This window comes from Rhizobium sp. CG4, assembly GCF_023701965.1.
Classification (GTDB): Bacteria; Pseudomonadota; Alphaproteobacteria; order Rhizobiales; family Rhizobiaceae; genus Agrobacterium.
Window position 1 is genome coordinate 781096 of sequence record NZ_JABAEG010000001.1, and the last position, 21340, is coordinate 802435.

Annotated in this window: 22 protein-coding genes and 1 other RNA gene; 4 read left to right on the forward strand and 19 right to left on the reverse strand. The window is 54.9% G+C overall.

The features are described from left to right. Positions 1–138: 138 nt before the first annotated feature. The 11 genes from pal to ruvC all read right to left on the reverse strand — a co-directional run bounded on the left by pal (position 139) and on the right by ruvC (position 8821). Positions 139–675, reverse strand: a complete 537-nt coding sequence (gene pal, locus HGO37_RS03735) for a peptidoglycan-associated lipoprotein Pal (RefSeq protein WP_192488149.1) — start codon at positions 673–675, stop codon at positions 139–141. Positions 676–886: 211 nt separating this feature from the next. Then, a complete protein-coding gene (gene tolB, locus HGO37_RS03740) occupies positions 887–2146 on the reverse strand; it encodes a Tol-Pal system beta propeller repeat protein TolB (RefSeq protein WP_502941382.1) in 1260 nt (419 codons plus the stop codon). 68 nt (positions 2147–2214) lie between these two features. Further along, entirely contained in the window at positions 2215–3387 is a 1173-nt protein-coding gene (tolA, locus tag HGO37_RS03745) for a cell envelope integrity protein TolA (protein WP_250982181.1), read from the reverse strand. An 8-nt stretch (positions 3388–3395) separates the two neighbouring features. Next, positions 3396–3851, reverse strand: coding sequence for a protein TolR (tolR, locus tag HGO37_RS03750; protein ID WP_192488146.1), 456 nt, complete (start codon positions 3849–3851; stop codon positions 3396–3398). A gap of 30 nt (positions 3852–3881) precedes the next feature. Beyond that, positions 3882–4601 carry a protein TolQ gene (tolQ, locus tag HGO37_RS03755; RefSeq protein WP_192488145.1) on the reverse strand — a complete coding sequence of 240 codons (720 nt, stop codon included), beginning with the start codon at positions 4599–4601 and terminating at the stop codon, positions 3882–3884. Between the two features lie 261 nt (positions 4602–4862). Beyond that, on the reverse strand, positions 4863–5303 hold the full coding sequence (gene ybgC, locus HGO37_RS03760; protein ID WP_250982182.1) for a tol-pal system-associated acyl-CoA thioesterase: 441 nt from the start codon (positions 5301–5303) through the stop codon (positions 4863–4865). A gap of 122 nt (positions 5304–5425) precedes the next feature. Continuing rightward, the gene (locus HGO37_RS03765; RefSeq protein ID WP_250982183.1) at positions 5426–5947 is read right to left on the reverse strand and encodes an NUDIX hydrolase; all 522 of its coding nucleotides are present in this window, start codon (positions 5945–5947) and stop codon (positions 5426–5428) included. Next, the gene (locus HGO37_RS03770) at positions 5944–6522 is read right to left on the reverse strand and encodes a DinB family protein (protein ID WP_250982184.1); all 579 of its coding nucleotides are present in this window, start codon (positions 6520–6522) and stop codon (positions 5944–5946) included. The genes HGO37_RS03765 and HGO37_RS03770 overlap by 4 nt, the downstream gene beginning before the upstream one ends. Positions 6523–6543: 21 nt before the next feature. Further along, positions 6544–7584 (reverse strand): Holliday junction branch migration DNA helicase RuvB, encoded by a 1041-nt coding sequence (ruvB, locus tag HGO37_RS03775; RefSeq protein WP_192488141.1) that lies wholly within the window; start codon positions 7582–7584, stop codon positions 6544–6546. Between the two features lie 77 nt (positions 7585–7661). Then, on the reverse strand, positions 7662–8279 hold the full coding sequence (ruvA, locus tag HGO37_RS03780) for a Holliday junction branch migration protein RuvA (RefSeq protein ID WP_250982185.1): 618 nt from the start codon (positions 8277–8279) through the stop codon (positions 7662–7664). 29 nt (positions 8280–8308) lie between these two features. Beyond that, positions 8309–8821 (reverse strand): crossover junction endodeoxyribonuclease RuvC, encoded by a 513-nt coding sequence (gene ruvC / locus HGO37_RS03785; RefSeq protein WP_192488139.1) that lies wholly within the window; start codon positions 8819–8821, stop codon positions 8309–8311. A 251-nt stretch (positions 8822–9072) separates the two neighbouring features. Between ruvC and HGO37_RS03790 the strand changes: the two genes are divergently transcribed. Together HGO37_RS03790 and HGO37_RS03795 are read left to right on the forward strand one after the other, a co-directional pair. Further along, positions 9073–11388 (forward strand): methyl-accepting chemotaxis protein, encoded by a 2316-nt coding sequence (locus HGO37_RS03790; protein ID WP_250982186.1) that lies wholly within the window; start codon positions 9073–9075, stop codon positions 11386–11388. Between the two features lie 156 nt (positions 11389–11544). Continuing rightward, positions 11545–12543 (forward strand): LLM class flavin-dependent oxidoreductase, encoded by a 999-nt coding sequence (locus HGO37_RS03795; RefSeq protein ID WP_250982187.1) that lies wholly within the window; start codon positions 11545–11547, stop codon positions 12541–12543. A 61-nt stretch (positions 12544–12604) separates the two neighbouring features. Here HGO37_RS03795 and HGO37_RS03800 read toward each other — a convergent pair whose 3' ends face one another. Further along, positions 12605–13351: a YebC/PmpR family DNA-binding transcriptional regulator gene (locus HGO37_RS03800; protein ID WP_250982188.1), complete on the reverse strand. Its 747-nt coding sequence runs from the start codon at positions 13349–13351 to the stop codon at positions 12605–12607. A gap of 190 nt (positions 13352–13541) precedes the next feature. Here HGO37_RS03800 and HGO37_RS03805 point away from each other — a divergent pair, with 190 nt between their 5' ends. Beyond that, positions 13542–14045 carry a pyridoxamine 5'-phosphate oxidase family protein gene (locus tag HGO37_RS03805; protein ID WP_250982189.1) on the forward strand — a complete coding sequence of 168 codons (504 nt, stop codon included), beginning with the start codon at positions 13542–13544 and terminating at the stop codon, positions 14043–14045. Positions 14046–14113: 68 nt separating this feature from the next. Here the strand turns inward: HGO37_RS03805 and HGO37_RS03810 are convergent, their stop codons facing one another. From HGO37_RS03810 to HGO37_RS03840, 7 genes are all read right to left on the reverse strand, one after another. After that, on the reverse strand, positions 14114–14956 hold the full coding sequence (locus HGO37_RS03810) for an MBL fold metallo-hydrolase (protein WP_250982408.1): 843 nt from the start codon (positions 14954–14956) through the stop codon (positions 14114–14116). Between the two features lie 132 nt (positions 14957–15088). After that, positions 15089–15913, reverse strand: a complete 825-nt coding sequence (locus tag HGO37_RS03815; RefSeq protein ID WP_250982190.1) for a TIGR00282 family metallophosphoesterase — start codon at positions 15911–15913, stop codon at positions 15089–15091. A gap of 11 nt (positions 15914–15924) precedes the next feature. Then, a complete protein-coding gene (locus HGO37_RS03820) occupies positions 15925–16503 on the reverse strand; it encodes a 5-formyltetrahydrofolate cyclo-ligase (protein WP_250982191.1) in 579 nt (192 codons plus the stop codon). Further along, on the reverse strand, positions 16503–17765 hold the full coding sequence (locus HGO37_RS03825) for a hemolysin family protein (protein WP_192488835.1): 1263 nt from the start codon (positions 17763–17765) through the stop codon (positions 16503–16505). Before HGO37_RS03825 ends, HGO37_RS03820 begins: the two co-directional genes overlap by 1 nt. A gap of 362 nt (positions 17766–18127) precedes the next feature. After that, a non-coding RNA gene (gene ssrS / locus HGO37_RS03830) (6S RNA) lies at positions 18128–18286 on the reverse strand. A 73-nt stretch (positions 18287–18359) separates the two neighbouring features. Further along, positions 18360–18743, reverse strand: coding sequence for a cell division protein ZapA (locus HGO37_RS03835; RefSeq protein WP_250982192.1), 384 nt, complete (start codon positions 18741–18743; stop codon positions 18360–18362). Between the two features lie 17 nt (positions 18744–18760). After that, the gene (locus tag HGO37_RS03840) at positions 18761–19033 is read right to left on the reverse strand and encodes a DUF4164 domain-containing protein (RefSeq protein ID WP_192488130.1); all 273 of its coding nucleotides are present in this window, start codon (positions 19031–19033) and stop codon (positions 18761–18763) included. Between the two features lie 317 nt (positions 19034–19350). On the opposite strand from HGO37_RS03840, the gene tkt reads away from it, so the two are divergent. Beyond that, positions 19351–21333: a transketolase gene (tkt, locus tag HGO37_RS03845; protein ID WP_250982193.1), complete on the forward strand. Its 1983-nt coding sequence runs from the start codon at positions 19351–19353 to the stop codon at positions 21331–21333. Positions 21334–21340 lie beyond the last annotated feature (7 nt).

Sequence of the window (21340 nt, forward strand, 5' to 3'; positions counted from 1 at the left end):
GCCAGAGTGACGCAAAGCCGGATTGTTCTCAACTTACGCCAAAAAGCAACTTAACTTCGGCCAAACTATGAAAAAAACAAAAGGCGGCACGAGGCCGCCTTTTGCTTTTTGATAACGAGCGCGTGAACGCCCGCATAATTACATGCCTGCGCCACCGAGAACGGTAACCGCACGACGGTTCTGCGACCAGCAGGAAATGTCGTCGCAAACTGCAACCGGCTTTTCCTTGCCGTAAGAAATGGTGCGCATACGGTTGGCAGGAACACCGCGCGAAGCAAGGTAATCACGCGTTGCAGCAGCGCGGCGAGCGCCCAGTGCAAGGTTGTATTCGCGTGTGCCGCGCTCGTCAGCGTGACCTTCAACGGTGATGGCGTAGTTCGGGTAACGCTGCAACCACTGTGCCTGACGGTCGAGTGTCTGCTGCGCATCTGCGCGAACCGAAGTCGAGTCGGTGTCGAAGAAGATACGGTCGCCAACGTTGACCGTGAAGTCCTGCTGCGAACCAGGAGGGCCACCGGCACCACCGTTAAGGCCAAGATCGCCTGCACTGTTAGGCATGTTCTTGTTACCCTTCGCACAACCGGCAAGAGCCAGAGCAAGCGTAAGAGCGATGACGGCCGGGTTACGGGCCAGTTTCTGCATTGGGCTGATCGACGAAGTGTGTGTACGGCTCATCGCCGGTCTCTCCTTAGAATTTCAGTAACGTTGCCAGACAATAACTGTTTTCGGTTAACCACGATCAAATATTCATGGTTAACAAATCGTCACATTAGCACCGGTCCTCACAATAGAATGAGGCGAGAAAGAGGCGTCTTTCCGTGCCCGTGACGAAAATGCGGCGGCCATCGGTGCTTTTGTACCCACGGCCGCTGCAAATCTTGAGATCTTAGTCCAGCAGCGGCGACCAGGCCGGATCCGAACCAAATGCAGGGGTTTTGACCAACTGCTCGTTATAACCGGTCAAATCGATCGAATAGAGCTGCGGTCCGCCGGCACCCGCGTTCTGACGGAAGAACATCAGCACGCGGCCATTCGGCGCCCAGGTTGGCCCCTCATTGTGGAAGCCGGTGGTCAGAATACGCTCACCAGAACCATCCGGACGCATCACACCGATCGAGAATTTGCCACCAGACTGTTTGGTGAAAGCAATCAGATCGCCTCGTGGAGACCATACAGGTGTCGAGTAGGAACCGTCACCGAAGGACACACGCGTCTGGCCGGAACCATCTGCATTCATGGCATAAATCTGCTGGCGGCCACCACGGTCGCTTTCAAACACCACACGCGCGCCATCGGGAGAATAGGACGGTGCGGTGTCGATAGCAGCTGAGTTGGTCAGGCGTGTTGTCGTGCGTGACCTAAGGTCCATCGTATAGATGTTGGAGTTGCCGTCCTGCTGCAAGCTCATGATAACCTTCTGGCCATCAGGCGAGAAACGCGGCGAGAACGTCATGCCTGGGAAGTTACCCACGACTTCGCGCTGTCCGGTTTCAAGCTGCAACAGGTAAACGCGTGGCTGCTGGCCTTCGAACGACATGTAGGTGATTTCCTGACGGTTCGGCGAAAAACGCGGCGTCAGAACGATGTCGTTGGAGTTGGTCAGCGTGCGTACGTTGAAGCCGTCCTGGTCCATAATGGCAAGCTGACGCTTGCGTGCCGTTTTAGGACCGCTCTCGGAAACGAAAACCACACGTGTATCAAAATAGCCCTTTTCGCCCGTAATACGCTCATAGATCGCGTCGGCAATGATATGGGCCACACGACGCCAGTTGTCCGGCTGTGTGAAGAATTGCTGGCCAGTCATCTGCTCGCCAGCAAAGGTATCCCACAGACGGAACTCGGCGCGCAGACGACCATCTGCTTCGCGGGTCACACGTCCGGTTACCAGTGCCTGTGCGTTGATGACCTTCCAGTCTTCAAAACGTGGCGCCTGATCGGGGTTGGTGATCTTTTCAATAAAGGCGCTTCTGTTGACCGGCGCAAAAAGGCCAGACCTTTGCAGGTCAGCGGCAACAACAGCCGAGATTTGCGCACCGAGTTCATTGCCGGAAATGAAATCCGTCACGGCAATCGGCAGCGGCTCGACGTTACCTTTGTTGATGTTGATCTCGACCTTGGCGTAAGCCGGTGCGGAGAACATGGCCATGACAGCCACAAGGGCAGCCACCAGCCGTGTTGAAAATAATGTCTTCATGTTGCCAGGCCTTTCAGCATTCACAGCAAATCACTGGGATCGAAATTGATAACCACCTCACTCCAGGCGTCATATTTGTCCGGAGGCAGGTTGGTGAATGGTTCTGAACGTTTAACGGCACGCAATGCACCACCGGCCATCGCCCGTCGGGTACCATCTGTGCCGCCTGTCGCGGTAACTTCAGGCTGGCCGATAATCGAGCCGTCACGATCAAGACGAATGCTGACCTGCACCCGCACTTCTGACGCATCGACCATGCCGGGAATAATTTGCCAATTCTTCTGGATCGCGCCACGCAGCGCGTCCATTTCCGTCTGGCTGAGCGTGGATCCGCCTGTTGTCTTCTTGCCACCAAGCGAAGCCTGCTGGGTGGAGCGTTTTGCTCCGCCGCCGGAAGGCTCCTGCTTGTTCAGGAGTGCTGCAATGTCATCCGCATTGAAGTCGCTCTCCTTGGAGGAGGTCGCTTTTGCGGTTTCCTGCTTTTTCTCACCCGGCTTTTTGTCCGAAGGCTTTTCCGTCGACTTGGCCTGATCCGGTTTCGTCTCGGCTGGTTTTTCAGCGGGCTTGCTTTCAGCAGGCTTCGTTTCAGCCTGTTTCGGTGGCTCCGGCTTTGGTTGCGGCGGCTGCGGACGAGCATTCGGGCGCGGCACATTTGGGGGCACCGGAATTTCAGCCGGCTCCTGATTCTGCGGAGGCGGTTCCTGCGCCTGCGTTTCCGCTGGCGGCTGCTGTTGTGGCGGCGGCGTTACCTCGGGCTTCGGCGTCGGCAGAGAAGCCATCTCCTTCGGTGGCGGAGCGGATGTCTCTTCCTTGACGATTTCCTTGACCTCATTGGCCTTGGTGTCAACGACAGGCTGCGGCTTTTCCTGCTTGGCAGGTGCTGCGGCGCTGACATTGTTGCTTGGCTTTGTCGAAGGGGTCGGCGGCGCTTCAATGTCAGCAGTGTTGTTGCCGATATTCTGGGCTTCCGGAACGACATCAGGGCGCGTGGTCGGAACAGGGGCCGACTTCTCAGCAAGCGGCGCAGTTTTGTCACCCTGCTGGATTTGCGTCAGTTCTTCAATGGGTACCAGGTCAACAGGCAACGCTTCGACGTCAGTCACGTCGAAGGGCTCCGGCGCGCCTATGGAAACAAGCGCAAACGCCAGAGCAGTGACATGCAGAATAGCAGATGTGGTCAGACTGCCCTTCATAGCGCGCTTCAATTATCCTGTTTCTGCTGCGTAACGAGACCGATGTTCTTGAAACCGGCGGCCTGAATGCGCGCCATCACATCTGCCACGATACCGTATGCGGCGACGGAATCTGCGCGCACGAAAATGCGCTCATTGTAGCCGGTGGTGGAAATAGCCTGCAACTTATCGGCCACCTCAGCAGCTTCGATCGGAGTTTCCTGCAAATGGATCTGGCCATTGGCATTGACCGAAATGGTGATCGGCTGCGTTTCGGAATTGAGAGCATTCGCCGAGGTCTGTGGCAAATCGACTGGCACGCCGACCGTCATCATCGGTGCAGCCACCATGAAGATGATAAGCAGCACCAGCATGACGTCGACCAGCGGTGTCACGTTGATTTCACTGATGGCGCCCTTGCGGCGACCGCCGCGACCGCGCCGACCACCGGAACCGGCGCTATTGCCACCTGCTGACATACCCATAGCGTCTACTCCACAAATTACCGTATGCGATTACTGTGCGGCCTGGCGGGGCTGCAGTTTCTCATCAATCTGACGGGACAGGATGGCGGAAAACTCGTCCGCGAAACCTTCCATACGTGCAGAAAGCTTACCTGCATCCGCCGTGAACTTGTTGTAGGCGATAACCGCAGGAATAGCGGCAACAAGGCCGATCGCGGTTGCCAAAAGCGCCTCGGCAATACCGGGAGCAACAACAGCCAGGTTGGTGGACTTGGAACCGGCAATCGCCTGGAACGAGGTCATGATACCAACAACCGTACCAAACAGACCGATGAACGGACCTGCAGAACCGATGGTCGCCAATGATCCGAGCTTTGATTCCAGCTGTTCGCTTTCACGGGCCATGGTCACGTCCATTGCGCGGTCAATACGCATTTGAAGGCCGATGGGTGAACGCGCGCCACGTTCGAAGGATTTCTTCCATTCGCGCATCGCCGCGACGAAAATAGCGGCAAGGCCACCATTCTGGCGCTCTGCGAGCGTTCTGTAGAGTTCTTCAAGTGACTGGCCGGACCAGAAGACCTGTTCGAACTGGTCGAACTGCTTCTTCGCCTTGCCGAAGCTCACATATTTGTCGATGACGATTGCCCACGTCCAAACGGACGCAGCCAAAAGACCAATCATGACCACCTTGACGATGAAGCCCGCCTGCATGAACAGTGCCCAGAGACTTACGTCATGTGTCGCTGCTGCCAAACCTGCCTGTTCCATAAATACTCAATCCCCGAATCCAAACGCCCGGCACGAGACCGGGCGGTTTCAAGTGTGCGCTCATGGCCGAAGAACGGCACCTGACCGTTAACCCCGTTGCGCAAGCCCCGTTATTTGCCATTGCGCCTTCCTTGCCTGTAAATTTGGTTAAAGGAAGGCGTGCAGCGCACAAATAGCGATCGTGAAAGTAAGACTACATTATGGTTAAGAGAGTGTTACACTTTCGCTACCATCAGAAAAGAACGCTGGCTTTTATCACGTTTATTTGAGAAATTTCTCGCTGATGGTCTCTGGCAGGCGCCTCGGCCGCCCTTTGGCGTTGATCACCGCAATAATAACCTTGGCTGCGACAAGCAGAGTTTCGCCGCGCAAAATCTCCTGAGTGAGCACCATTTTCGCCCCGCCCGCCTTTTCGGTGCGCGTTATGATGGTCAATACGTCATCCATTCGCGCCGGCGTTTTGAAGTCGATTTCCATACGATGGACGACGAAAACCAAACCCTCTTCATCAGCCGTCAGCAGTGCGCTTTGTTCGCAACCCAGGCACCGCAGATAGTCGGTGCGGCCGCGCTCAAGGAAATGCAGGTATCTGGCATGATAGACCAGACCGGAGAAATCCGTGTCTTCGTAATAGACCCGTTGCGTCAAGCGGTGGCCATGTTCAATGAGTTCACCGGAAAGTGAAAAAAGCTGGTCGGTCATGATGTGACGTCCGTCCCGATTAGGAAACTAATTGCTTCAGATGAAAACCGGCAGATACCACAACAGCTGGAACGAAAGAAAGCGTGATGCCAACTCCATTCAAAACTCTGTGAACACGACTTTCAGAGATGACCGGCCACATCCAGATCGCCATCCCGCCACACAAGATGTTTGACCGTCGTTGGAAGATCTTCGATTTCGTCGGCAATGAAATAGGGAGGAATATCGAGTGCTTTCAAGGCGTCACGCGTCGCCGGCACCCAGCGAAATTCCAGCTCGTTTTTGCCATCTTGCACCCGATGAATGATATCACTGGGGTGGAATGGAAAGCTCTCAGGCAGTTCCATTAAGTAATAAAAGCCGAGTTCGTGCCAATGTTTTTCTTCATAATGGAAGAAGTTTTCAACGGCCCAGAGCAAGCGACCGACCTGGACTTCAGCACCCAGCTCTTCCACCATTTCGCGGGCAAGCGTCTCTGCAGAGGTTTCCCCCATTTCGGCTCGACCTCCCGGAAATGTCCAGAATGTTTCGTGCGTCGCACGGTGCACCAGCACATGCCCATCGCGAAAAGCCAGTCCGGCAATCCGCATCTGGAAAATACGCTTTGGTTTGAATTTCATGCGGATGCGCATGTCTTGTGTCATAAAAATGATCCTGCCTGCATAAGCCGTTTTTCATCCAGCCCTAACGCTACGACTTCGTCCTGGCGAAATTTCGCGTCGTCGGCAACAATGAATTCATCCAATTGCGGTGGCTTGACACTTGTACCAGCCAACATTGCATGCACCTGGCCACGATGATGTGTCTGATGTTGAAAGAGGTGCTGCAAAACGTCGTCAAACCGTTCACGCTGAATACGCTGCTGACGGTGAATGAGGACCTCGGAGGAGAGCTCCTCAGCAGTGAGATCATCAGTAAGCGTGACGAGAACCTTGTCCAAAGCGTCTTGCTCAATGGCCAAGTCGTCAATGTTCATGTAGGGTTCGGGGTCAGCCCATGCAGCGGGGCCCAAACTCCCACCCTGCAACGCATCGATATAAAATCGGTCGACAACGAGGATGTGATTGAGTGTCGACCGAATGGACGGGAAGAAGGAAACCCGCGGCGCCTCAAATTCTCCCGGCGGCAACTGCCGACAGGCCTGATGTAGACGGTAATTGGCCAGCGCATTGTTAAAGGCAAGTTTACGAAAGCCGCGGACAGGATCGTAAATGCTCATGGTCTCTCCTTCAAACGAGCCTCAGTCATCCTCCAGTGTCAGGCGGAACTGCGCCGCCTCCATATCCTTCGGTGGCTGCAGCCCCAGATGTTTCCATGCCGTTGCCGTCAACACGCGGCCGCGTGGCGTGCGCTGAATGAACCCCTGCTGGATCATATAGGGCTCGATAATATCCTCAATGGCATCACGTGGTTCTGACAATCCGGCGGCAATTGTTTCAATACCGACTGGGCCACCACCAAAGTTGACGGCAATCATTGTCAGATAACGCATGTCGAGCTGGTCGAGCCCCATATTGTCAACCAGAAGACGGGTCAGCGCCTGATCGGCGATTTCCCGCGTAACAGCTTCCGCCTTGGCAACCTCTGCAAAGTCACGCACTCGCCGCAACAAGCGGCCGGCAATACGTGGCGTACCACGTGCACGACGGGCAATTTCGCGGGCACCTTCATCGGTCATGCCGAGGCCCATCAATCGTGCACCACGACGAACGATCAGTTCCAGCTCTTCGACCGTATAAAAGGACAGACGAACCGGAATACCAAAGCGGTCACGCAATGGCGTGGTCAGCAGACCAAGTCTGGTGGTCGCGGCAACGAGCGTAAACTTGGACAGGTCAATCTTGACCGAACGCGCAGCCGGCCCTTCACCGATAATCAGATCGAGCTGAAAATCTTCCATCGCCGGATAAAGGATTTCTTCGACGGCCGGGTTCAATCGGTGGATTTCGTCGATGAACAGAACGTCGCGTTCTTCCAGATTGGTCAGCAAGGCGGCAAGATCACCGGCCTTGGCAATCACCGGACCGGATGTCGAACGGAAATTGACGCCCAGTTCCTTGGCCATGATCTGCGCGAGTGTCGTTTTGCCAAGGCCGGGTGGTCCCACGAACAATACGTGGTCCAAAGCCTCACCACGGTTCTTGGCAGCCTCGATAAAGATCTTCAGATTGGCGCGCGCCTCAGCCTGCCCGGTAAACTCGTCGAGCGATTGCGGGCGTAAGGTTGTGTCGATATCCTCGCCACGCTTGTCCGCCGATATCAGTCTTGTGGCATCGCTCATTCAGCGCATTCCATCTTCATTACAGAGAATAGACGGCACCGGGTCAAAACAGATGCCTTTGATGTTGTTCTTTTGCCTTACCGGGACAGTTCCTTCAACCCGAGGCGAATAAGCTTGGCGCTGTCGGCGTCTTCACCGCCATTTTTGAGCGCCGCCGCCACCGCATTGGCAGCCTGATCACGCGAATAACCCAGATTGGTCAAAGCCGATACGGCATCGGCAACTGGTGCAGGCGCTGCCCCCTCACCCAGTTCCTGTTTCAGACCGATCGAACCGGATGCCTCACCGGCAAAGGCAGGCGCCTTGTTGCGAAGCTCGGTCATGATGCGAATGGCGACCTTCGGCCCAACACCAGGTGCACGGGACACCACGGTCCTATCCTGCAGCGCAATGGCATTGGCCAGTTCCGAAGGTGACAGCGTCGACAACACAGCAAGTGCCACCTTGGAGCCTACCCCCTGCACGCTTTGCAGCAGGTTGAACCATTCCCGCTCCAGCGCAGACATGAAGCCGAACAGCTTCAACTGGTCTTCGCGTACATAAGTCTCGATGAACAGCACAATGGCTTCACCCACCGAGCCAAGCCTGGACAGTGTGCGCGCTGAGCAATGCGCGACGTAACAGACACCATGCACGTCAACGAGGACGTAGTCGTCGCCGATTTCTTCAATTGTGCCCTTGAGTTTACCGATCATGACAACGCCCGTTTAAACAGTGAAAAATATCAACCCGCCGCCAGCGCGCGACGCATGCGGTCGCCACCGCGATTATGTGCGTGGCAAATGGCAATGGCCAGGGCATCCGCCGCATCGTTACCCTTGAACTCAGCTTTTGGCATCAGGATTTTCAGCATCATGTGAATTTGCTGTTTGTCACCATGTCCGACACCGATCACAGATTTCTTGACGGCATTCGGCGCATATTCGGAGACGGGCAACCCGGCGCGTGCGGGAACGAGCATAGCAATACCACGCGCCTGTCCCAGTTTCAGCGTCGCCACAGCGTCCTTGTTTACGAAGGTCTGTTCAACCGCCGCCTCATCCGGTGTGTAGGAATGCACCACCTCGGCAAGTCCGTCATGCAACTGGCAAAGGCGCGAAGCCAGATCCATATCGCCGTCAGAAGTCACTGTGCCCGAGGCGACGAAACGCAGGCTGTTGCCCAGTGTTTCGATAATCCCCCACCCCGTGCGGCGAAGGCCGGGGTCTATTCCTATGATGCGAATCGTCTGTTGCATGGTCTCACTCTATCGTCAGCAACAAATACCTGCCAGCGAGAAGTGAACAAAACGACAACATTGATAAATTTGCACTGCAGCATTTACCAACACTTAAATTCCTGTCCGCATGCTGCGCATCAAAAATAGAGGGGAATTCCGGGCACCGCCTGTCGTTCCAAACAAAACAAGAAGCATAAACTTCACTTGGCACTGGCAACCCTGTGGCCTGTTGGTCTGCGGTTGTTCCAGACAGGCATAGGCTCGTATTGATGTTAAACAGGTTTCATTCAATCTCATCAAAAGTGCTGGTCATTTTTCTGGCACTGATGTTCGTCTCCATCTCGCTCATGACCCTGCTGGCTTACCGAAGCAGCAGTAGCGTTCTACAAGAGCAGGCCCAGAACGCCATGGAAAGTGTGCTGACGTTCCGTGGCGACATGCTGAAAGAGCGGTTGGAGCAACTGCAAAACCAGGCCGATTCCATCGCAAAAATCGAAGCCCTACAGATGGCCGTGGTTTCTATGCGTAGTGGCTGGGGAACGGTCCAGAAAAACTCCGGAGATGCCAAGGCTGAATTGAAACGGGTATTCATCTCGGAGAATCACAACCCTGCGGATCAGCGCGAAAAGCTGATCAAACCTGAAAATCCGAGTGGCTTTTATTACTCCACCCACGAAAAAACCCAGACTGACATTGCCACCTACCTGAAAGGCACACCTTTCAACGATATCCTTTTTGCCGACACATCAGGCACCGTCTATTACTCCTATAAAAAAGACGCGTCCTTCGCGGAAAACACCACGGATGCGGCCTGGAAGGATACCGGATTGGGAGTCGCCTTTGCGCGTGCGGCCGAAAACGCCAGCAAAGCGGTTGGTGACATCGCAGCCTCCAGCTTCTCCGGCTGGAAGGTAGAACAGGCAACCGGTCAATCCGATATTTATTTTGCCGTACCCGTCATGAAGTTCGAAGCCTTCAAGGGTGTCGTCCTTTTCCGTGTTCACAGCGATGTTTTCGTACAGTTGCTTGCAAAAGGTATTGCACCGGCAAGTTCTGAACAGTCTGCCGTTTTGTCTGCTGACGGCTCGGCAATCGGCCTTGATCAGAGCAAGCTGACCAATCTCGATCCTGCACCGTTTACCTTCCAGTCCAAGGCAATGGCTGAAAAGGGTATGACGGTCGCCGAAATCCAACGCGGCAACGCCAAGGCCAACGCCTATGCGCGGCCGTTCGAGTTTAATGGCCAGACCTATCTTGCCGTTGAAAGCATCCTGCAAAGCGAACTGGATGCTGGGTCGTTCTCCATTGCCAGCGCTTTGGCGGTCATCGGCATATGTGTACTGATCGCCATGTGCCTAATCACGGCCGTATTCTCCAGACGACTTTTTGCACCGCTGTCGAAACTCGCCAACCTCACGCGCGATGTTGCCAATGGTAACCTGCAAACCGAAATCACCGCGCAGGACAGAAAAGACGAAATTGGCACCATGGCCAAGGCGCTCGGCAGTTTCCGGGAAAAGCTGATCCAGCAACGCGAATTGGAAGACACCACGTCCCGCACCCGTGCCGAAGCCGAGGAAAGCCGGCGGCAGAACCTGGCGGAACGTGAGGCTGAGGCCGCAACATTGCAAATGGTTGTCCACTCTCTTGATCAGGGGCTGGACCGCCTTGCCAAGTGTGACCTCTCCTACCGTATTGAAAAGCCCTTTCCACAGGAGCTTGAAAGCCTGCGGCTGAACTTCAATCAGGCCTTGGCAACCCTCAGCGACACCTTGCACTCAATCGGCGGCAATTCGCAGGCTGTGCGCAGTGGTTCGGAAGAAATGCGCGTTGGATCAGACCAGTTGGCCGAACGCACGGAACGACAGGCCGCTTCGATTACGCAAACGGCAAGTGCCATCAACGCCATCACCGATGCCGTCAAACACCAGATCGCGCGCGCCGAGCAGGCAAGCAAGATAGCCAAGGATGCCAACGCCGAAACGCAATCCTCCGGCAAGATCATGGGGCAGACGATAGCGGCCATGGAAGCCATTCAAGCCTCGTCACGACAGATCAACCAGATCATCGGCGTGATCGATGAAATTGCCTTTCAAACCAATCTTCTTGCGCTAAATGCCGGTGTGGAAGCCGCCCGTGCTGGCGAAGCAGGCAAAGGCTTTGCCGTGGTAGCCCAGGAGGTGCGTGAATTGGCGCAACGCTCTGCCACCGCAGCCAAGGAGATCACGGCTCTCCTCAAGAAGTCGACCGACGAAGTCTCAAGCGGTGTTTCACTGGTGGAACAGGCCAGCAATTCGCTTTCCGGCATCGGCAGCCATGTTGAAACCATCAACAGCCGCATCCACGACATCATGGAATCCACGCGCGAAGAGGCAACCACACTGCTTGAAATCAACCGGGCTGTTTCCAGTCTTGATTCCATGACGCAGCAAAATGCCGCCATGGTGGAAGAAACCACAGCTGCCATTCACAATCTTGCAACGGAGGCCGGAGAAATGGACAGCAAGCTCAGCCAATTCGTGCTGGCACCTGCGACCGATCCATTCGCTGGCAGCCACAGCCAACATTTGCGACGCGCCGGATAAAGTGGGTTCACCGCTCTGACCAGAAACCGGATTGGGGCTTCAATCGAAGCCCCAATTTTTTTGATCCTTCATACAATTACGCTTTCACACTCTGGCAATAGTGTCCACGCACCTTACATCCTGCACAACAACAATTCGCATATGCAGGAGCCGCCGATGATCCCATTTTCAATTCTAGATCTTTCCCCCATCGGCGAGGGAGAAACGGCAAGCGATGCCTTGCGCAACTCCCGTCATCTGGCCATCAAGGCCGAAGAACTCGGCTACAAACGGATATGGCTGGCCGAACACCATGGCATGCCGGGCATTGCCAGTGCCGCAACATCGCTGGTTATCTCGCATGTCGGCGCGGCAACATCGCGCATCCGCATCGGCTCTGGCGGCATCATGTTGCCGAACCACTCGCCGCTGGTCATTGCAGAACAGTTCGGCACACTTGCAGCGCTTTATCCTGATCGCGTTGATCTGGGCCTTGGCCGTGCACCGGGTACCGACATGCGCACCGCACGTGCCCTGCGTCGCAACATGGACAATGGCGTAGACACCTTCCCGCACGACATCATTGAATTACAGCGCTATCTCGGACCAGAACGCGAGGATCAGGCGATCTTTTCCGTGCCCGGCACCGATACCAACGTGCCGATCTGGCTTCTGGGCTCCAGCCTCTACAGCGCCCATTTGGCGGCGGCCCTCGGCCTGCCCTATTCCTTCGCGTCACACTTTGCGCCTGACATGTTGATGGACGCAATCGCCATTTATCGTGAACGCTTCCAGCCATCGGCAACACTCGACAAACCCTATGTCATGGTGGGTGTCATGGCATCTGCGGCCGATACTGATGAGGAGGCGAAATATCACTTCACCTCGGCGCAACAGCAATTCATCAATCTGCGCCGTAATGTCCGCAAACGTTTTCCAAGGCCAGTGGCCGATATGGATGAGTTGTGGAATGAAATGGAGCGCATCAATGTCGATCACACATTGCAATACGCAATGGTCGGCTCGCCGCAAACTGTCCACCGTCAGCTTGAAGAATTCCTTCGGGTGACCGCTGCCGATGAATTGATTATCTCCACCCCGATCCACGATGTGGATGCCCGACTGCGATCGATCGAAGTGTTTGCCGGGCTGGACGGCCTGTTTTCAAAATCTTGACGAAACAAAAAAAGCCCCAGACGAACCGGGGCTTTTTTTAAAAATTCTGATTGCGAAAAAATCAGGCCGAAAGCTTGGCCAGAATTTCTTCTGACACTTCGAAGTTCGAATAAACGCTTTGAACGTCATCATCGTCTTCAAGGTTGCCGATAAGCTTCATCAGCGACTCGGCCTTGTCTTCGTCAACAGGAACCGTGTTCTGTGGCTTCCAGATTGACTTGACGCTTTCAGCTTCGCCGAGCACGCCTTCCAGCGCCTTGGAAACTTCGTTCATCGCTTCGAAACCGCAGATGATCGTGTGACCATCTTCAGTGGTTTCAACATCGTCAGCGCCAGCTTCGATAGCAGCTTCCATCACCTTGTCAGCATCGCCAACCGATGCCTTGTAGGTGATTTCGCCAACGCGGTCGAAGGAGAAGGACACCGAACCGGTTTCGCCGAGCGCGCCGCCAGCCTTGGTGAAGATCGAACGAACATTCGATGCCGTGCGGTTACGATTGTCCGTCAGAGCTTCAACAATGACAGCCGTGCCGCCTGGGCCGTAACCTTCGTAGCGAACATAATCGTAGTTCTCAGCATCAGCGCCCGATGCCTTTTTGATGGCGCGGTCGATGTTGTCTTTCGGCATCGACTGGGCCTTGGCGTTCTGAACGGCCAGACGCAAAGCAGCGTTCATGGTCGGATCTGGCAGACCGGTCTTGGCCGCGACGGTAATTTCACGGGCGAGCTTGGAAAATATCTTCGAACGAATCGAATCCTGTTTTCCTTTGCGATGCATGATGTTTTTGAACTGTGAATGGCCAGCCATGGCACCCCTGATCCGATAATTTGTTTGGAATGCGGCCTTATAAGTGTGAAGCGCCTTTCATTCAAGCCTGTTGGCAAATTGAAATGCCATCCCGCACTGGAACGGAACGCAATGTTCGTTCGTTTTCTGACCGGAAACACAAAAATGCGGCATTAACGCCCATTTGGGAAAAGGCAGAAAGGACAACAGAATGGTAAGTCTTAGCGAAGCTCGTGAGGCACCGGCCCAACAGCTGTGGGACGAGATCAACTCCGTTCACGCTGGCATGCTCGGTCTAGAGGGTCTTCACGCGCATATGCAGCCAATGGCACCCCATGCCGACCCGAAAACAAATACGATCTGGTTTTTTACCAAAACCAATACGGATTTGGTCAACCAACTTAAACCGGGCTCGAGAGCGCATTTTTGTCTCGTTGGCAAAGACCACGACTACCACGCCTGCCTTTCAGGGAAGCTCGAACAGCGCAAGGATCTTAGCAAGATAGACGAATATTGGAATTCTGTTGTCGCGGCCTGGTATGAACACGGCAAGGAAGATCCGGAACTCACCATGCTGGCCATGCACATTGATGACGCAGATATCTGGGCATCGACTGACAGCACGTTGAAATTCGGCTGGGAAATCGCCAAAGCTAATTTGACCGATAACAAAATGCCAGATGTCGGCGTTCGCCAGCATCTTGCATTTGCATGACAAGACGCAGACAAGCGATATCAATCAAGGGCATGCCGGTTCCGACCTGCATGCCTTTTCATATCTCCTCACATACCCTGAGGCACAAGAATGGTCGGCTTTTTCGGTAGCGAACGCATGGAAACCGTAATGACGGGATCCTTTGCATATGCAATATCAAACGACGCGCTGAACATGCTGACGAACTGTTCAAGCGGTGGCCCAGTGCGGTGCATCGGCAGGATCAGCGCTGAACGCAATCGTTTGACCACCCGGCTCATACTATCGGCGCCCATGGTCAAACCGCCGTCCACCGGCACCATCAGAATATCGAGACGACCGATTTCGGCGTAATGTGTGTTGGTCAGCTCATGGTGCAGATGCCCAAGATGGCCAATACACAGGCCGGCAACCTCAAAGATGAAGATCGAATTGCCATTCTGCTGGAAGGTCTCGTAGTCCGCCCAACCGCTGCGAATATCTGTCGTGACGTTTCTGATATAAACGTCATCCACCATCACCTGATGCTCTGCCTTTTCACCCGCGTTATCGCTCCAGCCATGCAGGACATATTCAATGCCCGGGTCTGGTTTCAGTGTGTAATGGGTGGTGTGGGCACGGTTCATCGTCGCAACGGTTGGCGTACGCTGCGGCCTATAGACCCCGTTATAATCGGTCGCGATCCGCACACCGGCCGGTGTCTCAATTTCATAGGTCGAATGGCCGATGAAGGTGATTTTCACCTCTTCTTTGGCCGACTGTTGCACAAGCTGTACGTCTGGAAGTTTGAGACTGGCGAAGGTCACGCCAGGGATGTTCTGTGCGATTGCCTGACATTGGCTGACAGGTAATCTTGCTGCCTGTTGGGCGAATGAGGGTCCCGCCACTGACAGAAGTCCGGTGAATGCACTTAAAAGCACGCGCAGCATCATGCCGCTCTCCTGAACTGGTTTCCCGTCAGAAAGATGCGGCAGAACAGGCAAACCGTCCAGCGGCAAGCCAGAACGGCCTTTCACAATCTCGTCATCAACACGCTATTGCAAATGATATCGACGTTTAGATGATCAGGCCCAGAAGGACGGAACGGTTTCTGCCAAACGTGGTCCAAGACGCAGGGGTGCAATCTTTTCAGCCAGACCCGTGCTGTCTGAGATTTCCACACCAACGCCGCAAATCGTGGCAGGCCCGCTCGCAGCCTCAAAACGACCCTTTGGCATCTTGGAAATGAACCGGTTGATCGGCTCTTCTTTTTCCATGCCAAGCGAGGAATCGTAGTCGCCGCACATGCCCGCATCCGACATATAGGCTGTTCCGCCATTGAGGATCTGCGCGTCCGCTGTCGGAACATGCGTATGCGTTCCAACCACGAAGCTGGCACGGCCATCGACGAAATGTCCGAAGCACTGCTTTTCACTGGTCGCTTCGGCATGGAAGTCGAAGATAATGGCATCCGCCTGCTCTTTCAGCGGGCAGGCAGCCAGAATGTTTTCTGCTGACTTGAAGGGGTCATCCAGTTCAGGGTGCATGAAAACGCGCCCCATAATATTGGCCACCAGCACGCGCGCGCCATTGCGAGCATAAAAAATTCCGGAACCTTTACCTGGTGTGCCATCAGGATAATTTGCCGGGCGCAGAAACTGGTCATGGCGCTCACAGAAAGATACGGCTTCCTTTTGGTCCCAGACGTGATTTCCGGTTGTCACCACATCGGCACCGGCATTGATCGTTTCGAGGTAGATATCCTCGGTGATACCGAAACCACCGGCCGCATTCTCACCATTCACGATCACAAAATCGAGTTTCAGATCAGAAACCAAACCCGGTAGTCGGTCCCAAACCGCTGTCCGACCTGTTTTTCCAACCATGTCACCCAAAAACAAAAGCCGCATGCAAAGATCCACTACTCGAAATATCGGAAGCCGTTTTCAGTCAGAACGGCATGAAGGCGCACATCATGCGGCTCCGCTGGCACTGATGGCACTTCCTGGCAGGCAAATGCAACGCCCACGAGCACGGGATTCAGGCCTTTTTTGTGCAATTTATCGGTGGCACGGTCATAATGGCCAGCACCATAGCCAATACGATTGCCCTGACCGTCAAAAACTGCAAGCGGCACCAGAAGAATATCCGGATCCAGCACAGCAGCATTGTCCCCCGGCCCACGCGTGCCGAAACCGGTATCAACGAGCGGAATGTCGGGATGAAACTCACGAAACACAATAGTCTGGCGATCCAGAACCACTGGCAGACACAGTCGAACATCCTTTTGTGCCAATACAGTCAGCAGCGGCAAAAGGTCGACCTCGGAACGGATTGGCAAAAATCCTGAGATAATCGCACCGGGCTTGAAGGCAAGCCCGGCCAGGCCGTGTCTGGCAATCAAAAGGCTTTTCTCAACACGCTCATCTTTTCCAAGCGCATCGCGCGCGGCAAGTCTTTCGCCGCGCAGCCTTGCTTTTACCAGTGGATCGCCGGACATCAGGCAGCCCGGCTCACGAGCACCTTGTCGATACGATGACCATCAAGGTCGATAACCTCGAAGCGCCAGCCGTTGCGGGTGACGTGCTCACCCAATTGCGGCAGACGGCGGAATTCACCCAGCACCAGACCGGCCACGGTCTCAAACTCGGCATCGTCATCAATCTGGAAGCCCATGAGATCGGCAAACTCGTCGGCAGGCATCCAGCCCGCAACGAGGAAGGATCCATCTTCACGTTCAACCATTGCAGGCTCTTCGTCGTCCTCTTCCTGAAACGCACCTGTGATGGCTTCAAGAATGTCACCAGAACTGATGATACCTTCGAAATGGCCGTATTCGTCATAGACCAGCACCATATGCACCGTAGAACGGCGCAGCGACTGGATGACATCAACAGCACTTGTCAGGTCGGAGACGACGGGAACTTCACGCATCGCTTCACGAACATTAAGTTCTTTGCCCGATGCAAAAGCGTCGAACGCGTCCTTAACAAACAGCACGCCGAGGATTTCATCCGACGAGCCGTTACGAACCGGCAGGCGGGATCTCTGCGTGCTGCGAAGCTGCTCGCGAATTTCCTCAGCGGTGTCTTCAATGTCGATAACCTCGACGTCGCGACGTGGTGTCATCAGACCTCGGGCGTTACGGTCCGCCAATCGCATAACACCCGATATCATCGCCGATTCTTCGGTTTCGATAACACCGGCACTATGGGCTTCGGCAAGAACAGTACGGATTTCATCATCCGTGACAGATGCGCCGGTATCACCGCTGTGACCCAGCAGGCCGAGGATCAGCTTGCCGGACTTGTCCAGCAGCCACACCAGCGGCGCACCGATTTTGGACAACAGCATCATGGCCGGAGCGACGCGTGCAGCAACCCGTTCCGGGTCGCGCAAAGCGATCTGCTTGGGAACCAACTCACCAACGATCAGCGAAAGGTAGGTAATGGCAACAACGACGGTACCAACACCAAGCGCATCGGCAAGCCTGTCGGAAACGCCCTGTGCCAACAACCAAGCGGTAAAGCGCGCGCCGAGTGTTGCACCAGAGAAGGCGCCGGACAGAATACCGACAAGGGTAATACCGATCTGTACCGTGGAAAGAAATCGGCCGGGATTTTCCGACAGACTAATGGCGATTGCGGCTCCCTTACTGCCCTGAGCGGCAAGCACCTTCAGCCTCGCCGGTCTGGAGGAAACCACGGCGAGTTCTGACATGGCAAGCACACCGTTCAGGACGGTGAGCAGAACCACGATAATAATTTCAGTAAACAAGTTTAGCTCTTTGGGCTGTTGAACGTCGCATCACGGCTGGAAACAGCAGAAACCCTAGGGGATTAAACGGATACGCCATGTCGGATAATAAGGAATAAAATTATCAATGCAATGACCGCCAATATAAAATATCAGCGTAAACTCATGATTATTTCTACATTGGCGATAATAATTATCGTTCGCAACCTACGGGAAAGACCCCGCAACAGGCGATTGATCCAAATGCCTGAACAGGTCTCGCGCCATTAAAGCATCGACATCCCGGAAGGAGCCGAAGATGAGGGGCTGAAAGCGGTCTTGCGCCGCCAAGCGACGACTGTAGCAAACATCACTGAGACAGGAGTGAAGCGCGATCCACGGCGACCGATGGAGGTTTACGATCCTGGGTGCCTACAAACGTAGGTGGGCGCCGTGTGTCCAGTCCCACGGGACTGGTCAGGGACAGCTCCCTTTGGATCGAGTATGGCCCCAGGGATTGTGATTCCTGTCGAGAAGCGCAGACCGCACATCAGATATAGAGTGTATCAAATCGCTTTGCCAGAGGCAGACGTAATTGAGGCAGGGAAAATTGTCTGCGGATCAGTTCGGGTGGGCCTGCGACTTTGGCCGCGACAACAGTTTTTCGGTAACACCGTTAAGCCGCGACGTCAGATCGCCAATGGCCTGCACCAGCAAGGCATCGGTCTGGGCGCGGTTTTCCGCAGCACCATCGCGGTGTTGCTTGAGGTTATCGACCTGCTCCTGCAACGAAGCCAGTTTGCGGTTCACTTCCGACAACTCGTCCGTCACCATGATGCCCGCCATCACGGTCAGGCGAAGATCGCCAATTTCGCCAAACTGGTTCTTCAAATGGCCAACATATTGATCGAACCGCGAGGCGAGTTCGGTCAAATGACCCTCCTGCCCTTCTTCGCAGGCCATGCGATAGGCCTTGCCATCGATCATAACGGTCACTTGCGCCATTCGATTACCTTTTTACCTCAGCGATCCAGAACCGCACGTATGGTTTCCATAGCCGTTACCAATCGACGCGATACTTCGCGATTGACTTCCTCAAGCCTGTTGGCACGAAACTCGGATTGGTCCAGTTCCTGAGCCAGCCGGGAGCGATCCGTGTGGACACGGCGCACTTCGCTATCGATATCGCCCTGCTCACGTTGACGCTCGATACGCATGTCGATTGCGTTTTCAAGGCCTGTAATCGCGGAGCCAAGCTCCGACAGCGCCAGTTGTAGTGTCTTGTCCGCCGCCATTTTCTTATCCGGTTTGACGCAGCCGCGACGAATCGTCCGATTGCGTCCTCTTCAGCCCGGATACGATATTCCCAGAGTAACAAGCACGTCAATCAAACGTGGGATAATGCTATAATATAGCCTGTGGACGGAGATTTATGCGCCCCTGCCAATCGTCAATCGCGCTCGAGTCCAAAGCACAGTGTTTTTTTATAGCATCGACGACGGCAAACGCGCGTGCTTTTATTGACTTGGCTGTACCACCTGCTATGGATCAGCCGCTTTCTGGATAGTATCTCGAAACTATCACCTTTCACCCGAAACAAAGCGGAAAAGCCATGATCTCTCGCGACAAACATAACCGGATGGCGAATGCGATCCGCTTCCTTGCCATGGATGCTGTGGAAAAGGCCAATTCCGGCCACCCCGGCCTGCCGATGGGAGCCGCAGACGTAGCAACGGTCCTGTTCAGCCGTTATTTGAAATTCGATCCCAAAAATCCTTTGTGGCCAGATCGCGACCGCTTCGTGCTGTCTGCCGGTCATGGTTCCATGTTGCTGTACGCCCTGTTGTACCTGACGGGTTACGAAGACATGACGATCGATGAGATCAAGCGTTTCCGCCAGTTGGGCTCTAAGACCGCCGGTCACCCGGAATATGGTCATGCTACCGGCATCGAAACCACCACCGGCCCGCTCGGTCAGGGCATTGCCAACGCCGTTGGTATGGCAATCGCCGAAAAGAAGCTCGAGCAGGAATTCGGCAGCGACCTGCAGAGCCACTTCACATATGCCCTGTGCGGTGATGGTTGCCTTATGGAAGGCATCAGCCACGAAGCCATCGCACTTGCTGGCCACCTGAAGCTGAACAAGCTGGTCCTGTTCTGGGACAACAACAACATCACCATCGACGGTGAAGTTGGCCTGTCCGATTCCACAGACCAGATCGCACGCTTTAAGTCCGTTCACTGGAACACCATCGAAATCGACGGTCATGATCCAGACGCGATTGCCGCTGCCATTGAGGCTGCCCAGAAGTCGGACCGTCCGACCTTCATCGCCTGCAAGACCGTGATCGGTTTTGGTGCGCCGAACAAGCAGGGCACACATAAGGTCCACGGCAACCCGCTGGGAGCTGAAGAAATCGCCGCTGCCCGCAAGCACCTCAACTGGGAAGCTGAAGCGTTTGTCGTGCCGGAAGATGTTCTGGATGCATGGCGCCTCACCGGCCTGCGCTCCACCAAGGCACGCCAGGAATGGGAAGGTCGCCTTTCCGCCACTGAAAATGCCAAGAAGGCTGAATTCACCCGCCGTTTCGCGGGCGACCTGCCGGGCAACTTCAACAGCGCCATCGACGCCTTCAAAAAGAAGGTCTCCGAGAACAACCCAACTGTTGCGACCCGTAAGGCTTCGGAAGACGCTCTGGAAGTCATTAACGGCATCCTGGCCGAAACGTTGGGCGGCTCTGCCGACCTGACGCCGTCGAACAACACCAAGACCAGCCAGATGAAGTCCATCACGCCTTCGGACTTCTCGGGCCGTTACATGCACTACGGTATCCGCGAACACGGTATGGCTGCTGCCATGAATGGTATCGCCCTTCACGGCGGTCTCATTCCTTACTCCGGCGGCTTCCTGATCTTCTCGGATTATTGCCGTCCGTCCATTCGTCTTGCTGCTCTCATGGGCATCCGCGTCGTTCATGTTCTGACGCATGATTCCATCGGTGTTGGCGAAGACGGTCCAACCCACCAGCCGGTCGAACATGTTGCAGCACTGCGCGCCATTCCAAACCTGCTGGTTTTCCGCCCTGCGGATGAAACCGAAACAGCAGAATGCTGGCAGATTGCTCTGGAGCATAAAGACCGCCCATCGGCACTTGCGCTGACACGTCAGAACCTGACGCCAGCCCGCAAGGAATATGAAGAAAAGAACCTATGCGCTTACGGTGCCTATGAACTGGTTTCCGCAAGCGACGCCAAGGTTTCGATCTTCGCGTCCGGTTCTGAAGTCGAACTGGCACTCAAGGCCGCAGAAACATTGAAGCAGAAGGGTGTTTCCACCCGTGTTGTTTCGGTTCCTTGCTTTGAGTTGTTCGCTGAGCAGCCAGAAACCTACCGCAATTCAGTGATCGGCAAGGCACCTGTCAAGATTGCCGTCGAAGCTGCAATCCGTCAGGGCTGGGATTACTTCATCGGTTCGGATGGCGCATTTGTCGGCATGAACTCCTTCGGTGCATCCGCACCGGCCAAGGATCTCTTCAAGCATTTCGGCATCACGGTGGAAGCCGTTGTCGCTGCAGCCGAAGCAAAGCTAGCGTGAGGGCCCC

Bases quoted from the DNA above. Each gene is read 5' to 3' on its own strand.
- ruvA (WP_250982185.1), bottom strand. From the start codon at position 8,279: ATGATCGGTAAACTCAAGGGCACAATTGAAGAAATCGGCGACGACTAC.
- tolR (WP_192488146.1), bottom strand. From the start codon at position 3,851: ATGGGTATGTCAGCAGGTGGCAATAGCGCCGGTTCCGGTGGTCGGCGC.
- ruvB (WP_192488141.1), bottom strand. From the start codon at position 7,584: ATGAGCGATGCCACAAGACTGATATCGGCGGACAAGCGTGGCGAGGAT.
- HGO37_RS03820 (WP_250982191.1), bottom strand. From the start codon at position 16,503: ATGTCCGGCGATCCACTGGTAAAAGCAAGGCTGCGCGGCGAAAGACTT.
- tolQ (WP_192488145.1), bottom strand. From the start codon at position 4,601: ATGGAACAGGCAGGTTTGGCAGCAGCGACACATGACGTAAGTCTCTGG.
- tkt (WP_250982193.1), top strand. From the start codon at position 19,351: ATGATCTCTCGCGACAAACATAACCGGATGGCGAATGCGATCCGCTTC.
- HGO37_RS03770 (WP_250982184.1), bottom strand. From the start codon at position 6,522: ATGAGCATTTACGATCCTGTCCGCGGCTTTCGTAAACTTGCCTTTAAC.
- HGO37_RS03805 (WP_250982189.1), top strand. From the start codon at position 13,542: ATGGTAAGTCTTAGCGAAGCTCGTGAGGCACCGGCCCAACAGCTGTGG.
- HGO37_RS03815 (WP_250982190.1), bottom strand. From the start codon at position 15,913: ATGCGGCTTTTGTTTTTGGGTGACATGGTTGGAAAAACAGGTCGGACA.
- pal (WP_192488149.1), bottom strand. From the start codon at position 675: ATGAGCCGTACACACACTTCGTCGATCAGCCCAATGCAGAAACTGGCC.
- HGO37_RS03790 (WP_250982186.1), top strand. From the start codon at position 9,073: ATGTTAAACAGGTTTCATTCAATCTCATCAAAAGTGCTGGTCATTTTT.
- HGO37_RS03795 (WP_250982187.1), top strand. From the start codon at position 11,545: ATGATCCCATTTTCAATTCTAGATCTTTCCCCCATCGGCGAGGGAGAA.
- tolB (WP_502941382.1), bottom strand. From the start codon at position 2,146: ATGGCCATGTTCTCCGCACCGGCTTACGCCAAGGTCGAGATCAACATC.
- HGO37_RS03835 (WP_250982192.1), bottom strand. From the start codon at position 18,743: ATGGCGCAAGTGACCGTTATGATCGATGGCAAGGCCTATCGCATGGCC.
- tolA (WP_250982181.1), bottom strand. From the start codon at position 3,387: ATGAAGGGCAGTCTGACCACATCTGCTATTCTGCATGTCACTGCTCTG.
- HGO37_RS03840 (WP_192488130.1), bottom strand. From the start codon at position 19,033: ATGGCGGCGGACAAGACACTACAACTGGCGCTGTCGGAGCTTGGCTCC.
- HGO37_RS03765 (WP_250982183.1), bottom strand. From the start codon at position 5,947: ATGACACAAGACATGCGCATCCGCATGAAATTCAAACCAAAGCGTATT.
- ruvC (WP_192488139.1), bottom strand. From the start codon at position 8,821: ATGCAACAGACGATTCGCATCATAGGAATAGACCCCGGCCTTCGCCGC.
- HGO37_RS03800 (WP_250982188.1), bottom strand. From the start codon at position 13,351: ATGGCTGGCCATTCACAGTTCAAAAACATCATGCATCGCAAAGGAAAA.
- HGO37_RS03810 (WP_250982408.1), bottom strand. From the start codon at position 14,956: ATGATGCTGCGCGTGCTTTTAAGTGCATTCACCGGACTTCTGTCAGTG.
- ybgC (WP_250982182.1), bottom strand. From the start codon at position 5,303: ATGACCGACCAGCTTTTTTCACTTTCCGGTGAACTCATTGAACATGGC.